This window comes from Rhodopila sp. (genome assembly GCF_035548095.1).
GTDB lineage: Bacteria > Pseudomonadota > Alphaproteobacteria > Acetobacterales > Acetobacteraceae > Rhodopila.
Genome location: NZ_DASZUV010000002.1, coordinates 393,004 through 407,618 on the forward strand (window position 1 = coordinate 393,004; position 14,615 = coordinate 407,618).

A 14,615-nucleotide genomic window follows, 5' to 3' on the forward strand; every position below is an offset into this window, starting at 1 on the left:
CCCGCCCTATCGAGCGGGCGGTTGCGGTTCCGGCGCGCAGGCCGGGGTGATCGGATCGCCGGCGAAGACCTTGCGCATGAACGGGAGCGAGTCCGCCAGCGAGGCATTGACGGTCTCGCTGTGGTTGAGCCCCTGGTACAGATGCGCCTGCACCACCGTTCCCGCCGCGCAGGCCTGCCTGGCCAGCAGCAATTGCAGGGCGGGCGGCACGTCGTGGTCATCGGTGCCGGTTCCGATGAAGACGGGCTGCTTCAGCGCCAGGGTCGTGTATTCCATCGCCGGCAGGACGCTGGCGAAGGCTTTTCCGTACTCCGGCATCAGGCCGTTCGCGGTGTTCAGGCCATCGGCGGTGACGATCCGGAACATGTCCCAGATGCAGGCCGTGGCGGCATGCGCCAGCGCCGGGCGCGCCTTTTCCGTGATCAGGTCCTCGGCGGTCACATGCGGGTCCGCCAGCGGCGCGGTCAGCGCGATATAGAGGTAATAGGCAAAGGTCCGGTTTGGCTTCTTCGGGTCGGAGCCGGTGGGCGGCGTGCGCAGCACCGCCCGCGTGATGTAGGGAACGCCGGTGGCGACCGTGCCCTTCACGTCGATGTCGGGCGCGTATTCGGGTGCGAACCCCGCCGTGGCGACGGCGGCGCCGCCACCTTGCGACTGTCCCGCCACCACCACCTGGTTGGCGATCCCGAACCTGTCGCCGCGCACCGCCCGGATGCTGTCCAGCACGCTATTGGCCTCGGGCCGGGTGAGCAGGTATGGATGCAGGCCGGCGGTGCCGAGACCTTGGTAGTCGGTGGCGACGATGGCCCAACCCTGGGCCAGCAAGGTGCCCAGGTACTCCCTGTCCCGCGCGGACAAGCCGATCCAGGACGGGGCACAGATGTCGGCAAGGCCGGTGGTGCCGTGCGCCCAGGCCACCAGCTTCCAGCCGCCGGGGGGCGGATCGCCTTTCGGCAGGAACAGCATGCCGGACACGACGATCGGCGTCTTGCCATCGATGCCGTTCGTGGAGGTGTAGAGAATCCGCATCTGCCGCCCCGCGTTCGGCAGGCCGCGCGCGGGGTCGAGCGGTTCGGTGCGGAGCATCGTGCCCGGCTGCGCCGGGACGTCGCCGGTCCAGGTATAGAAGGGCGATACCCCGCCATCGGCGGATGGCTGGTCGGCGCGCGCGCCGCCGGCGCAGACGACAGCCAGCCAGGCGGCCAGCAGCGCGACCACCAGCGCGACCACCGGCGCGACTGGCGGCAGCCAATGCCTCATGCGGGGATGCGCACCGGCAAGGCGCGGATTCCGTGGATGAAGTTGGAGTAGAGGCGCACCGGCGGTCCCATCACCTCGATCTTCGGGAAGCGCGCCAGGATCTCCTGCCACAGGATTTTCAGTTGCAGTTCCGCCAAGCGGTTGCCGACGCAGCGATGGATGCCGAAGCCGAACGACAGGTGCTGGCGCGGGCGGGCGCGGTCGATAATGAACCGGTCCGGGTTCTCGATCGCCTCGGGGTCCCGGTTGCCGGAGATGTACCACAGCACCACCTTGTCACCCGCCTTGATCTGCTGGCCGCCGAGTTCGGTGTCCCGCGTCGCGGTGCGGCGCATGTGGATCACCGGGGTGACGTAGCGGATGATCTCCGACACCGCGCTGTCGACCAGGTCGTGATTGGCCATCAGCTTGTCGTACTCGGCCGGAAATGCGTTCAGCGCCATCAGGCCGCCGCTCATGGAGTTGCGGGTGGTGTCGTTGCCGCCGACGATCAGCAGCGCCAGGTTGCCCATGAATTCCCGCAGCGGCATGTCCCTGGTCGCCGGGCCGTGCGCCAGCATCGACATCAGGTCGAATTTCGGCGGCTGCTTGCTGCGTTCCTCGAACAGCCTTGTCATGGCGCCGGCCATTTCCTTCAGCACCTCGAACCGTTCCTCCTCGGAATGAACGGGGGAGGACGGGTCGCGCACGTTGCAGATCGCGACGTCCGACCAGTAGGTGAGCTTGGCCCGTTCCTCGAACGGGAAATCGAACAGTGTCGCCAGCATCATGGTGGTCAGCTTGATGGAGACCTCCTCCACCCAGTCGAAGGTCTTCCCGCGCGGCAGGGCATCGAGCACCATGCGGGTGCGCTCCCGGATCAGCGCTTCCATCTGCGCGAGATTGGCCGGCGCGACGATGGGACTGACGACCTTCCGCTGTTCGTCATGCTTCGGCGGGTCCATGCGGATGAAGCTGGGCCGCTGCATGTCCTTCGGCTGATCCTCGATCTGGATGCCGCCGATCTCGTTGGAGAAGATATCGTGGTGGACCTCGCAATACATGATGTCCTTGTATTTCGAGACCGACCAGTACGGGCCGTACAGGCTGTCCGGCACGTAATTCACGGGGGCTTCGCGGCGCAGGCGTTCGAAATACGGGTACCAGGTATCGTCGCGGTACAGCGCGGGGTCGGAGACGTCGTAGTCGGTCAGCGTCTTGGCGTAGGCCGGGCTGGACGGATCATAATGGACGGGCGCGTTCATGTGTTTGGCCTCCCTGGATGGCTGGACGGCAGCATATCGGCAGAGGCGGCGTCAACCGGAAGCGGCACTTTTCGCATCGGACCATGCGCCACTGTCCATACGCTCGACCAGCGGCTTGCCGATGCCGGGCCGGCGCTCGGTGTCCCTGCGCGGTTGCTGGCGTAGTCGACCTCAAAAGGCTTCGTTGTTACCGCTATCGCGGCGCGCTGCGTCGGGTCGCGTGGTCGGATGCAATGCCGCGCCAGAGATCGCGCCGCATCAGCGCGAATGGCTTGCCGTTGTGCATCACCGTCTCCACCGTGCGCCATCCGATCCGCGCATAGATCCGCTCGGCCGTGTTCGTATAGAGCCACAATGTCGCAACCGACGCCTGGCGGGCTTCGTCCTCTACGGCCGCGACCAGCCGGGACACGTGTCCCCGGCCACGCGCGTGAGGGACGACGAATACGCCGGCCAGCCACGGCGTCAGGTCCGGCCGTTCCTCCAGGTCGTGTGCGGTCAGGCTGGCAGTGCCGACCGGCTCTCCGTCCATCAGCAGGACCAGGGTGCGCGGGATCGGGAGACCCAGGGCGGCGGTCCGCTCCGCCCGCTTCAGCACAGCCTCGAACGGCTCCGCCTCGCGAATGAAGGCTTCCCACCGCCACCGGGCCGTGATCTCCACCAGGTCCGGCCGGTCGGATGTCGAAACGATCACGCTTGGCATGGCGTTGGACGAAGCATGGCCATCTACCCCGGAATCCGCACCGGCAACGACCGGATGCCATGGATGAAGCACGAGTAGACCCGCTGCGCCTCCCCCACCACCTCGATCATCGGGAAGCGCGCCAGGATCTCCTCCCACAGCACCCGAAGCTGCAGCTCCGCCAGCCGGTTGCCCACGCAGCGATGGATGCCGAACCCGAACGACAGATGCTGGCGCGGCCGAGCGCGGTCGATGATGAAATCGTCCGGCCGGTCGATCACCGTCTCATCGCGATTGCCGGAAATATACCACATGATCACCTTCTCTCCGGCCCGGATCGTCTTGCCGCCGATCTCGGAGTCTCGCGTCGCGGTGCGGCGCATATGGATCACCGGCGTGACGTAGCGGATGATCTCCGGCACCAGCGTCTCCACCAGCGCCGGGTTCTCCCGCAGCTTCCGGTACTGGTCCGAAAACGCGTTCAGTGCCATCAGCCCGCCGGTCATCGAATTGCGCGTCGTATCGTTGCCGCCGACGATCAGCAGCATCAGGTTGCCGATGAACTCCATCGGCGGCATCTCCCGCGTCGCGTCGGCGTGGGCCAGCATCGACAGCAGGTCGAACCGCGGCGGCTGCGCGCGGCGCCGGTGGAACAGCGCGCCCATTTCCCGCGCCATCTCCTGCAGCACCGCCGTCCGCTCCGCCTCGTCCTTCACCGGTGCCTCGGGGTCCGCCGGGTTGGCGATGGCGACATCGGACCAGTAGGTCAGCTTCGATCGTTCCTCGAACGGAAAGTCGAACAGCGTCGCCAGCATCATGGTGGTCAGCTTGACCGAGACCTGTTCCACCCAGTCAAAGGTTTCGCCGCGCGGCAGCGCGTCCAGCACCATCCGCGTGCGCTCGCGGATCAGCGCCTCCATGTTCGCCAGGTTGCCCGGCGCGACGATCGGCCCCACCACCTTGCGCTGCGCGTCGTGCTTGGGCGGGTCCATGGTGATGAAGCTGGGGCGCGTCGTCTCCTCGGTCTGGTCACGGATGACGATGCCGCCGATCTCGCTGGAGAACAGGCCATGATTCACGTCGCAGTGCAGGATGTCCTGGTATTTGGTCAGCGACCAGAACGGCCCGAACTGGCTTTCGGCGGTGTAGTGGACCGGGTCGTCGCGCCGCAGCCTGGCGAAATACGGATGCCAGGTGTCGGTCTGGAACAGAGAGGGTTCCGAGATGTCCAGCCGGTCCAATGGCAGTGTCCAGGCCGGGCTGGCCGGGTCGGGCGCGGCGGTGGCGGGCATGGTGTGCCTCCTGGACGGTTGCGCGACAGGGCAGCACGCGGCACATGGCCGGGTCAACGTCCGCGTGACGCCGCGGCTCTGGAAATCAGGGGGATTCCCTGGCACATGGGCGGAATGGACGCGCATGAACACCTGAAGCAGGCCGCCATGGCCGCCCGCCACGCGAGCCATGAGCTGGCCCGCAGCAGCCGCGCCACGCGCGATGCCGCGCTGCGGGCGATGGCCGACGCGCTGCGCGCCGGGATGCACGACATCCTTGCCGCCAACGCCCGGGACGTTGCCGCCTTCCGCGGCTCCAACGCCTTCCTCGATCGCCTGACGCTTACCGAGGCTCGGGTCGAGGCCATGGCGGTGGGGCTGGAGGATGTCGCCGCCCTGCCCGATCCGCTGGACCGGGTGCTGGCGGAATGGACGCGGCCGAACGGGCTGCGCTTCCAGCGCATCGCCACGCCGATCGGGGTAATCGGCATGATCTACGAAAGCCGGCCGAATGTCGGCGCCGATGCCGCCGGGCTGTGCCTGAAATCCGGCAACGCGGTGATCCTGCGCGGCGGATCCGACAGCGTGCACAGCGCGGCCGCGATCAACGCCGCCCTGCAGCGCGGGCTGACGGTTGCCGGGCTGCCGACCGGCTGCGTGCAGGTCGCGCCGAACGCCGACCGGGCCTATGTGGCCGCCGTGCTGGCCGGTGCCGGGTTGCTGGACCTGATCATCCCTCGCGGCGGCAAATCCCTCGTCGAACGCGTGCAGCAGGAAGCCCGCGTGCCGGTGCTGGCGCACGCCGAGGGACTGAACCACAGCTTCGTCCACGCCGCCGCCGACCCGGCCATGGCGCGGAAGATCGTCGCCAATGCCAAGATGCGGCGCACCGGGATCTGTGGCGCCACCGAAACGCTGCTGATCGACCGGCCGATCGCGACGGCGCTGCTGCCGGTGCTGATCGAGGACCTCCGCACGCTGGGCTGCGACTTCAGGGCCGACGCGGCGGCACGGGCTATCGTGCCGGCACTGAAGCCGGCGACGGAGGCGGATTTCGACACGGAATGGCTGGACGCGATCCTGTCCGTCGCGGTGGTCGACGGCGTTCAGGGTGCGCTGGACCACATCGCCCGGCATGGCAGCGAGCACACCGATGCCATCATCACTCAGGACGAAGCCGCGGCCCGCGCCTTCCTGCGCGGGGTCGACAGCGCCGTGGCGCTGTGGAATGCGTCGACCCAGTTCTGCGACGGCGGCGAGTTCGGCTTCGGGGCCGAAATCGGCATCGCCACCGGCCGCATTCATGCGCGCGGGCCGGTCGGGCTGGAACAGCTTACCACCTACCGCACGCTGATCTTCGGCAGCGGTCAGGTCCGCCCCTGACACAGAACCCGCCGGCCGCGACGCATGAGCTGCCGCGCTTCGGCGACCGGCGGCACATCCGTGTCGGCTTGCTGGGCGGATCGTTCAACCCGGCGCATGACGGACACCTGCACGTCGCCGCGATGGCTCGGCGCCGGTTGCGGCTCGACCAGGTCTGGCTGCTGGTCTCGCCCGGGAACCCGTTGAAACCACGTGCCGGCATGGCTCCGCTGGCCGAGCGGCTGGCCAGCGCGCGACGTCTGGCCGATGGCCGGCGGGTCGTCGCCACGGGGATCGAGGCCGCCCTGCGGACTCGTTACACCGTGGACACGATGCGGGCGCTGCGGCGCCGGTTTCCGCGGGTCGCCTTCGTCTGGATCATGGGTGCCGACCTGCTGACGCAGTTGCCGCACTGGCACCGCTGGACCGAGATCACGCGCGATCTGGCCTTCGTGGTGCTGCCGCGACCCGGCTATACTTACCGCGCTCTTGCCGGACAGGCGGCGCATCGGCTAGGGGCGAGCCGCCGGCCGGCCCGCGCCGCGGTGCTGCTGCCCGGCCACAGCCCTGGCTGGGTGTTCCTGCCGGGGCCGCAAACCGGCCTGTCCGCCACCGCGATTCGCCAGGCCGCCGAAAGGAACGTGCCATAGCCAAGACCCCGAAGCTCGCCGCATCCCCCGCCCGCCACCAGCCGGCGCCCCGAAAACGGGCAGCCAAGCCGGCGCTGGCGAATGCCGCCGCGCCGACGACACCACGCAAGAAGACGATTGCCGCCGGGCCGAAGGCGCCCGGGGCGAAGACGGCGGGGGCGAAGACGGCGGCGGCAAAAACCGCAGGCCCGAAGGCGCCGCGCGCCGGACGGGTGAAGATGGAACCGTCAAAGCTGGACCAGTTGCAGGCGCTGATCGTCGCCAGCCTGGAGGATGACAAGGCCGAGAACGTCGTGGTCCTCGACCTGTCCGGAAAGGCAATGTTCTGCGACCGGATGGTGATCGCCACCGGCCTTGCCGACCGTCAGATCAGCGCGATGGCGCAGCACCTGTCCGAAAAGCTGAAGGGTGCCGGGTTCGGCCGCATGCAGATCGAAGGCGCCGGCGGATCGGACTGGGTCCTGATGGATGCCGGTGACATCGTCGTGCACCTGTTCAAGCCGGAGGCTCGGGCGCTGTACGGGCTGGAGAAGATGTGGGGCGAGGATTTGGACGAGGCGGTGTAGCGCATACGGCCGCATGCATCAAAAATGATACAAACCGCCATCGGGCGGTGATAGGCTTGCGACGGTCCACTTTCCGACCGCCGGAGGCCCTATGAGCGACGACAACAACCGCATGCTTCAGATCCTGTTGCGCCTGGATGAGAACATGCGCGCTCAGAACGACCAGATCTTCATGCTGGCGGAGGACATGCGCGGCCAACGGGCGGAATTGCGATCCCAGGGCGAGCAGTTGCGTTTGCAGGGCGAGGAATTGCGATCCCACCGTGAGACACTCAACGTCTTGATCGAGCAGGTTGGCATCCTCGGCACCGGATTGCAGAGCAACCGTCAGGAAATCCATGCCTTGTCGGAACGGATGCTGATCATGCGGACCGAACTGATGAGCCGCATGGACCGGCTGCAGGACAGCATCACCATGATCCGCGACGACGTCACGGTGAACGACAAGACCGCCGACCGCGCGCTGGACATGAACGAGCACACCAGGGCCGAGGTGCGGAGCCTGGGGGAGGTCGTGACCGCCATGTCCTACCAAATCCAGCGGTTGCAGGCTGATGTCCGCGCGCTGAAGGGCGATCCCTGAGGGGCGATCCCTGAGGGGCGATCCGCAACGGATAGGCCCGCCATTGCACTGTCTCTTGCCATAGGCGAAGCCGGCATGAGACAGCATGGGCCGTGTCCCTGACCGCGCGCCAGCCCGTTCCGATCGACTTGTCCGATGCCCTGCCCCGCACCGACGGGCTGGTCTGGGCTCTGTATATCCCGGGTTCGGAAGGCCAGCCGGAGTGGGAGTGGCGGCACTACGACCTGATCAACGCCCAGGCCCGCCGGTCGGTGGATACCGACCCCACACTTCCGGACATCGCCCGGTCCGTCCTGCTGGGCACCGATGAAACACCCCGCCTGCTGGAGGAGAAGGGTGTGGTTGCCGGCGTCCTGCCGGCCTATGCGCGCACCGGCGACACCGACGAGTACACGATCACCGCCTGGCATTTCGCCCTGACCCGCCAACAGCTGATCACCGGCCGGCGCAGCCCCACCCGCTCGCTGGTCCATCTGTGGGAAGCGGTGCGGCGCGGCGACCACCCCGACGGACCGGGTGCGCTGGTCGACCGCTGCATCATCGACTTCACCCGCTCCGCCCGCGCGCGCCTGGCCGGCCTCGCCAGCGGCCTCGATCCGATCGAGGACGTGCTGCTCGACCCCCGCGACTCCACCGAACTCACCGATATCGGCCGCAAGCTGGGTCTGGTCCGGCGGGAGGCGGTGCGGCTGAAGCGGGTGCTGGCGCCGCTGGCCAGAGCCCTGACGGACGAAGATGAGGAGCTGCCCGAATGGGCGCTGATCTCGGAACACAATGTCAGCCTGCGCCTGGTCAACAGCGCATTGGATGACATCGCGGCGCTGACCGACCGGGCACGCTCATTGCAGGACGAGTTAACCACGCGGCTGGCCGAGGAAACCAACCGACGCCTCTACATCGTGTCGGTCGTCACCACGCTTGTCATGCCGGCACCTTCATTACCGGCTTTTTCGGCATGAACACCGGCGGCATGCTGTGGTCGGGAGACGAGATCCACAACGGCACCGTCTATGCGGCCGTGCTGTGCATCGCCGCCATCCTGCTGACCCTTCTGTGGCTGAAATGGAAGCGGCTGCTCTGATACCAGTAAACCACGCCCAGCACCGACGGAGGGCGCATGGGCGACCGGTGATGCCGGATCGCTGTCCTGACGCGAAGCAGGTGATGGCGCGCGCCCGCTAATCCGCGCACCGGTTCAAGGCCGCGAGGGCCTGACTGGTCGAATAGAACAGGTTCAGCCGCGGCTCGTTCAGGATGGCCGCACGCACCGCGCCCGCCGGCAGGCGGCAGGCCAGCGCCACGGCCAGAGGATCGGCCGCGTCCTGCGACAGCGCATGTGCCGCCCGGCGCACAAGGCCACCGACGATAGCCGGATCGGACCGCGCCAGATCGTGCACCAGGAAACCGGTCAGCGTCTCGACGAATGCCGGATCGGGCGCGGCGACCAGGTCGCGCGGCGCCACCGCGGCCAGCAGTGAATCCCGCGGATCCGAGACCAGGACCGGCTGACCCGGCGCGGCGATCAGCACCAGGTCCTCGGCCCCCTCTGTTGCGCCAAGCAGTGACAGGGCGGGGCGAACCCTGTCGGCGTCACCGGGAATCGACATGAGCGCATCGCGCAGACCGGCGCGATCCGCATCGGTCAACGGGGTCCGCGCATCGATGCGGCGCAGGTCCGCCAGGCCGACCGACACACGGCCGGATGCCCGCCAGAGACGCAGGCCGCGTGCGTCGGCGCCCTGCAACTGGACGTTCGACAGGTTCGCCCCCTGCATCCACGCCCCGACCAGATAGGTGCCCTGCAGCTGGGCGTCCGACAGATCCGCGCCTTGCAGCATTGCGAAGGCCAGCAGGCTGCCCTGCATCCTGGTCCGTGCCAGCGACGTGCCCTGCAGCTGGGCGCCGTCCAGGTTGGCGCCTTCCAGGTGGGCCTCCAGCAGGTCCGCGCCCTGCAGCTGGGCGTTGGACAGATCGGCCGCCTGCAGGACCGCGTTGGACAGATCAGCTGCCTGCAGCCGCGCCTCTCGCAATCCGGCCCGCCGCAGATGCGCGCCGGTCAGCGTGGCGCCTTGGATCGAGGCACCGGTCAGCACCACCCCATCCAGTTGGGCGCCGGACAGATCCGCCCCGCGCAGCCGGACATTCGCCATCTGGGCGCTTTGCAGGGCCACGGCGCGCAGACTGGCATAGCGGAGGTCGGCGCCGATCAGGTCCGCGGCGTAAAGCCGGCTTTCATCCAGCACTGCGAAACGCAACGAACGGCCGCGCAGGACGACGCCTTCCACGGATGCCAGCGCCTCGGCGCTGTCCTGGTCGGGCGTGCGCAGCGCCACCATCGCTTCGTTATGCCAGACCCGGTCCACCAGCGTGCGATGGGCAACGTTCAGGTAGCGGCAGCCCCAGTTCAGCCGCGGGCACAGCACCAGATCGAGCGGCTGGCGCCAGGCGCCGCCGCTGATGAACGGACCGTACCAGGGCTCACTGCGGGGATCGTGGCGGACCATCGCCGGATCGGCGTCACCCGGCACCACGTTCAGGTACGCCAGGTCGGCCGCCGCCACCGTCGCCGGAACGGCCAGCACCGCACCCCAGCGCCGCAGCCGGGGTGCCAGCCGCGCCGGCCATGGCTGCCCGTCCAGCCGCACCCGGCGGAAGAACACCGCCAATGCCAGCAGGTCCAATGCCAGCCAGGCGCGCTGCACATTGGTTATCAGATCGCTCTGGTAACGCAGGGAGTTGATCTGCACGATCAACAGCACCGCCACCGGCAGCCAGGCGATGGCCCGGAACATCCAGGGCCACAACCGGTCGCGCGCCGGCGGACGCCCGGGTGCCGTCAATGCCTGGATGAACTCGATATTCGCCAGCAGATGGCGGCAGCGCTCACGATCTGGCGCCGACGGTATCCAGCTCCGCAACTCGGCATTGAAGTGCCGCAGGTTGGCGGCGAGCATATCGTACGACGCCAGGGCATAGATGTGCAGCCCGACGAAGACTCCCGGCGCGATCGCGAAGGAGAAGCTGACCGGCAGGGACGCCCCGAGCTGGGTGATCGTCAACGTGCGGCTGAGCAGCAGATCCTCGTCCGAGGCGGAAAATCCGGTGGCGATCAGGTAGATGCCGACCAACAGGAACAGGAACGCCCCGCGTTGGGCGGCCTTCGCGCTGTCATTGATCGCCGCGATCAGGCTCTCGATATAGCCGGGCACGCTGAAATCGGTGGAACAGCCGGCGAGGCCCTGGCGCATGGGCGGTGCTGAGCACGCCGGCCCGGGCGTGTAAAGAGGTGCTGCTCAAATAATCTTCCAAATAATCTTCAAGTCATAGTCCAGGTCGTAACTTACCATGACCTGGACCGACGAAGTGCAACAAAGTTTTTCAAAAATACCATGACGCCATGACGGTGCCGCAACATCCGGGGCGGCGCCTGCCTATACCGCGCGACGCAGGTCCAGCGTGCGCGGATGCTCCCGCGAACGCCGGACGACCGGCTCCGGCATCGGACCGGGCGTGTGGCCGAACGGGAAGAAGCGCGCGCGTCGTCGTGCCTCGGCCTCGTTGGCGTTGACCGGGAAGGTGTCGTAATTCCGCCCGCCGGGATGGACGACGTGATAGCTCAGCCCGCCGATGCCGCGGCCGTTCCAGCGGTCGTGGATGTCGAAGACCAGCGGCGCCTGCGGCCCGATCGTCGGGTGCAGGGAGCTGGGCGGGCTCCACGCCTTGAAGCGCACGCCGGCGACATATTCGCCCTCCCGATCCGTCGGGCTCAGGGGCACCGCGACGCCGTTGCAGGCCAGGACGTAGCGTTCCTCCACCCAGCCGGACACCCGCGCCTGCACCCGCTCGACGGAGCTGTCGACATAGCGGACCGTGCCGCCGCCGGCCGGTTCCTCGCCCAACACGTGCCAGGGTTCCAGCGCGTTGCGCAGCTCCAGCTCCACGCCCTTCACCGCGATGGTGCCGATATGCGGGAAGCGGAACTGCTGGTGCGGCTCGAACCAGGCCGGGTCCAGCGGGAAGCCCAGGATCGCCAGCTCCTCCAACGCCTGCTTCAGATCCGCCTCGACGTAGTGCGGCAGCATGAAGTCGTCATGCACGCGGGTGCCCCAATGCACCAGCGAGCGCTCGTACGGATGTTCCCAGAACGCCGCCAGGGCGGAGCGCATCAGCAGCATCTGCGCCGCCGACATCCGAGCATGCGGGGGCATTTCGAGGGCGCGGAATTCGACCAGGCCGCGGCGGCCGGAGGCGGTTTCCGGCGCGTACATCTTGTCGATGCAGAACTCGGTCCGGTGAGTGTTGCCGGTCATGTCGGCCAGGATGTTGCGGAACAGCCGGTCGGTCAGCCACGGCGGCACCGGTTCCTTCGCCCTGATCTGGCTGAAGGCGATCTCCAGCTCCGCCAGGCTGTCCTGCCGTGCCTCGTCGACGCGCGGGTGCTGGCTGGTCGGCCCGATGAACTGGCCGCTGAACAGGAAGGACAGGCCGGGATGGTTGTGCCAGAAGCCGACCAGCGACTTCAGCAGGTCGGGCCGGCGCAGGAACGGGGAGTCCGCCGCCGTGGCCCCGCCCATCACCACGTGGTTGCCGCCGCCGGTGCCGACATGCTTGCCGTCCAGGTTGAACTTCTCGGTCGCCAGCCCGACCTGGCGGGCTTCCTCGTACAGCTCCTCGGTGATCCGCACCTGCTCCGCCCAGGACGTGGCTGGGTGGATGTTAGCCTCGATCACACCCGGATCGGGGGTGATGGAGAAGTGCCGGATTCGCTCATCCTCCGGCGGCAGGTAGCCTTCCAGCACCACTTTCCGGCCAAGCTCGGCCGCGGTTTCCTCTACCGCGGCGGTCAACGCCAGCCAGTCCTCGACGGCATGAAGCGGCGGGAAGAACACGTGCAGCAGGCCGTCCCGCGGCTCGATCGCCATCGCGGTGCGGACCACGCCGGGTTCGCTGCGGCCGACCACCGGGATGTCCTGCGGCACCGGGCGGAACGCCTCGATGCTGCTGCCGGGTCCTTCCGCCGCGGCGTGGCGCGCCTGTGTCGCCTGCCGGCCGCGACCATCCGTGCTATCGGCCGGGCCCTGGCCGTTCCGTCCGCCGGCGAGGCCCCGTGCCGTCCGCAGACCCTCGCGGCTGGGCAGCGCGTCCTTGGGCGCGAACGGATCCGGTTCGGTGTCAAGCTCGGCCTCTTCGGGATTGACCCAGGGCAGCGCTTCCAGCGGCAGCCGCAGGCCGATCGGGCTGTCGCCCGGGATCAGGAACAGCGCCCCGGCGCGGAAGAACCACTTGCCGGACTGCCAGCGCCGGACGCCGTCCTGGATCACCCGGCGCAATGGCAGCACGCTGCCGACCGCCGCATTCAGCCCCTGGCCGAACACCCGTGCCAGCCGCGCGCGCTCCAGCGGGTCGCGCAGCCTGGCGTCCTCGGCCAGGACGTTGGCGGGCAGCCGATGTTCGCGCCACAGATAGTAGTGGATATCCTCATAGGCCGGGATCACCAGCCCGGGATCGACCTGCAGCCGCTCCGCCAGCGCGGCGGCGAACCGGCCGGCGAGCGCCGGATCGGCATCGCCGGCGTCATCATCCGAGGCGAGCAGCGCGGGATCGCTCCAGATCGGCTCGCCATCGGCGCGCCAGTGGCAATGCAGCGCCCAGCGGGGCAGTTGTTCGCCGGGATAGTGCTTGCCCATGCTCAGGTTCAGCACCGCGCCGGGCGCCCATCGGTCCTTCAGCCGGCGCAGCAGGCGGTGGGCATGGACGCGCTTGGTCGGGCCCAGCGCGTCGGTGTTCCATTCCGGCGCGTCCATGTCGGTGGCGGAAACGAAGGTCGGTTCGCCGCCCATGGTCAGGCGCACATCGCCGCGGTCCAGCGCGCGATCCACTTCGGCGCCCCGCGCCAGGATGGCCTGCCATTGTGCCTCGGTATACGGCTTGGTCGTGCGCGGCGTCTCGAGGATGCGGCGCACCGACATCTCGAAGCCGAAAGTGACCTCGGCCTTCTCCACCACGCCGGTGATCGGCGCGGCCGAGATCGGATCCGGGCTGGCCGCCAGCGGGATATGGCCCTCGCCGCAGAACAGGCCGGAGGTCGCGTCCAGCCCCACCCAGCCGGCACCGGGCAGATAGACCTCGGCCCAGGCGTGCAGGTCGGTGAAATCGGCGCTCGGCCCTTCCGGCCCCTCCAGCGGCTTCACATCGCCGACCAGCTGGATCAGATAGCCGGACACGAAACGGGCGGCGAAACCCATGTGGCGCAGCACCTGCACCAGCAGCCAGGCGGAATCGCGGCAGGAGCCCCTGGCGCCGCCCAGCGTTTCCTCCGGCGTGAAGACGCCGGGCTCCAGGCGGACGATATAGGCGACCTTGGACTGCACGAGCTGGTTCAGCCGCACCAGCAGGTCGACAGTGCGCTCCGCCCGGGTCGGCAGCGTCTTCAGGAACGCGGCCAGCAAGGGGCCGGGCGGATCGATCCGGCGGAACGGTGCCAGCTCCTGGTCCAGCACATGGTCGTAACCGAAGGGGAAGCTTTCGGCCTCGGGCTCCAGGAAGAAGTCGAACGGGTTGATCGTCACCATGTCGGCGACGAGGTCGACCGTCACCTCGAACCGGTCGACCTTTTCCGGGAAGACCACGCGGGCCAGATGGTTGCCCTGCGGGTCCTGCATCCAGTTCAGGAAATGCGGCCGCGGCTCGACCTTCAGCTCATAGGACAGGATATGGGTGCGGGACTGCGGCGCGGGCCGGAGCCGGATGGTCTGCGGGCCGAGAGAGACAAGACGATCGTAGTGATAGGATGTCTTGTGCGTCAGCGCGACGTGCAGCGGCATGGCGTGGTCCGGTTCTGGATCGATATGGTGTTTTCGCACTGCACAACGGCTATGGCAACGACCTTGCGGCGGTCCCCGCCACCCGCGGAACCGGCGTCGCGCTGTGCTTGCGCGCAGGGCACGGTTCTCGGCCCAGGTGCCACCCGTCGTGCCTTTCACCGCGTCTCACCCGC

At 68.2% G+C, this 14,615-nt stretch carries 10 protein-coding genes and 1 pseudogene; 5 read left to right on the forward strand and 6 right to left on the reverse strand.

Features of this window, described 5'->3' with window-relative positions; translation table 11 throughout:
* Positions 1-6: 6 nt before the first annotated feature.
* The 4 genes from VHC04_RS04060 to VHC04_RS04075 form a co-directional block, all read right to left on the reverse strand.
* Entirely contained in the window at positions 7-1,260 is a 1,254-nt protein-coding gene (locus VHC04_RS04060) for a lipase family protein (RefSeq protein WP_325678209.1), read from the reverse strand.
* The gene (locus VHC04_RS04065; protein ID WP_325678211.1) at positions 1,257-2,504 is read right to left on the reverse strand and encodes a cytochrome P450; all 1,248 of its coding nucleotides are present in this window, start codon (positions 2,502-2,504) and stop codon (positions 1,257-1,259) included. Before VHC04_RS04065 ends, VHC04_RS04060 begins: the two co-directional genes overlap by 4 nt.
* A gap of 193 nt (positions 2,505-2,697) precedes the next feature.
* On the reverse strand, positions 2,698-3,207 hold the full coding sequence (locus VHC04_RS04070) for a GNAT family N-acetyltransferase (protein WP_325678213.1): 510 nt from the start codon (positions 3,205-3,207) through the stop codon (positions 2,698-2,700).
* A 23-nt stretch (positions 3,208-3,230) separates the two neighbouring features.
* Positions 3,231-4,478, reverse strand: a complete 1,248-nt coding sequence (locus tag VHC04_RS04075; RefSeq protein WP_325678215.1) for a cytochrome P450 — start codon at positions 4,476-4,478, stop codon at positions 3,231-3,233.
* Between the two features lie 105 nt (positions 4,479-4,583).
* Between VHC04_RS04075 and VHC04_RS04080 the strand changes: the two genes are divergently transcribed.
* The 5 genes and pseudogenes from VHC04_RS04080 to VHC04_RS04100 all read left to right on the forward strand — a co-directional run bounded on the left by VHC04_RS04080 (position 4,584) and on the right by VHC04_RS04100 (position 8,699).
* Positions 4,584-5,840: a glutamate-5-semialdehyde dehydrogenase gene (locus VHC04_RS04080; protein WP_408903771.1), complete on the forward strand. Its 1,257-nt coding sequence runs from the start codon at positions 4,584-4,586 to the stop codon at positions 5,838-5,840.
* Complete coding sequence (locus VHC04_RS04085) at positions 5,837-6,469, forward strand: nicotinate-nucleotide adenylyltransferase (protein WP_408903773.1); 633 nt, start codon at positions 5,837-5,839, stop codon at positions 6,467-6,469. Before VHC04_RS04080 ends, VHC04_RS04085 begins: the two co-directional genes overlap by 4 nt.
* A gap of 74 nt (positions 6,470-6,543) precedes the next feature.
* Complete coding sequence (gene rsfS, locus VHC04_RS04090) at positions 6,544-7,035, forward strand: ribosome silencing factor (RefSeq protein WP_325678271.1); 492 nt, start codon at positions 6,544-6,546, stop codon at positions 7,033-7,035.
* Positions 7,036-7,126: 91 nt separating this feature from the next.
* Positions 7,127-7,618, forward strand: coding sequence for a hypothetical protein (locus tag VHC04_RS04095; protein WP_325678217.1), 492 nt, complete (start codon positions 7,127-7,129; stop codon positions 7,616-7,618).
* Positions 7,619-7,869: 251 nt separating this feature from the next.
* A pseudogene (locus VHC04_RS04100) lies at positions 7,870-8,699 on the forward strand (CorA family divalent cation transporter).
* Positions 8,700-8,796: 97 nt separating this feature from the next.
* Here the strand turns inward: VHC04_RS04100 and VHC04_RS04105 are convergent.
* Together VHC04_RS04105 and VHC04_RS04110 are read right to left on the reverse strand one after the other, a co-directional pair.
* On the reverse strand, positions 8,797-10,866 hold the full coding sequence (locus VHC04_RS04105; RefSeq protein ID WP_325678219.1) for a pentapeptide repeat-containing protein: 2,070 nt from the start codon (positions 10,864-10,866) through the stop codon (positions 8,797-8,799).
* A gap of 183 nt (positions 10,867-11,049) precedes the next feature.
* Positions 11,050-14,442, reverse strand: coding sequence for a DUF2126 domain-containing protein (locus tag VHC04_RS04110; RefSeq protein WP_325678221.1), 3,393 nt, complete (start codon positions 14,440-14,442; stop codon positions 11,050-11,052).
* Between the last annotated feature and the right edge of the window lie 173 nt (positions 14,443-14,615).

What these genes read in the sequence shown, in the direction of transcription:
- VHC04_RS04105 (WP_325678219.1), bottom strand. Translation starts at nt 10,866, where the DNA reads ATGCGCCAGGGCCTCGCCGGCTGTTCCACCGATTTCAGCGTGCCCGGC.
- VHC04_RS04070 (WP_325678213.1), bottom strand. Translation starts at nt 3,207, where the DNA reads ATGCCAAGCGTGATCGTTTCGACATCCGACCGGCCGGACCTGGTGGAG.
- VHC04_RS04065 (WP_325678211.1), bottom strand. Translation starts at nt 2,504, where the DNA reads ATGAACGCGCCCGTCCATTATGATCCGTCCAGCCCGGCCTACGCCAAG.
- VHC04_RS04080 (WP_408903771.1), top strand. Translation starts at nt 4,584, where the DNA reads ATGGGCGGAATGGACGCGCATGAACACCTGAAGCAGGCCGCCATGGCC.
- VHC04_RS04060 (WP_325678209.1), bottom strand. Translation starts at nt 1,260, where the DNA reads ATGAGGCATTGGCTGCCGCCAGTCGCGCCGGTGGTCGCGCTGGTGGTC.
- VHC04_RS04110 (WP_325678221.1), bottom strand. Translation starts at nt 14,442, where the DNA reads ATGCCGCTGCACGTCGCGCTGACGCACAAGACATCCTATCACTACGAT.
- VHC04_RS04075 (WP_325678215.1), bottom strand. Translation starts at nt 4,478, where the DNA reads ATGCCCGCCACCGCCGCGCCCGACCCGGCCAGCCCGGCCTGGACACTG.
- VHC04_RS04095 (WP_325678217.1), top strand. Translation starts at nt 7,127, where the DNA reads ATGAGCGACGACAACAACCGCATGCTTCAGATCCTGTTGCGCCTGGAT.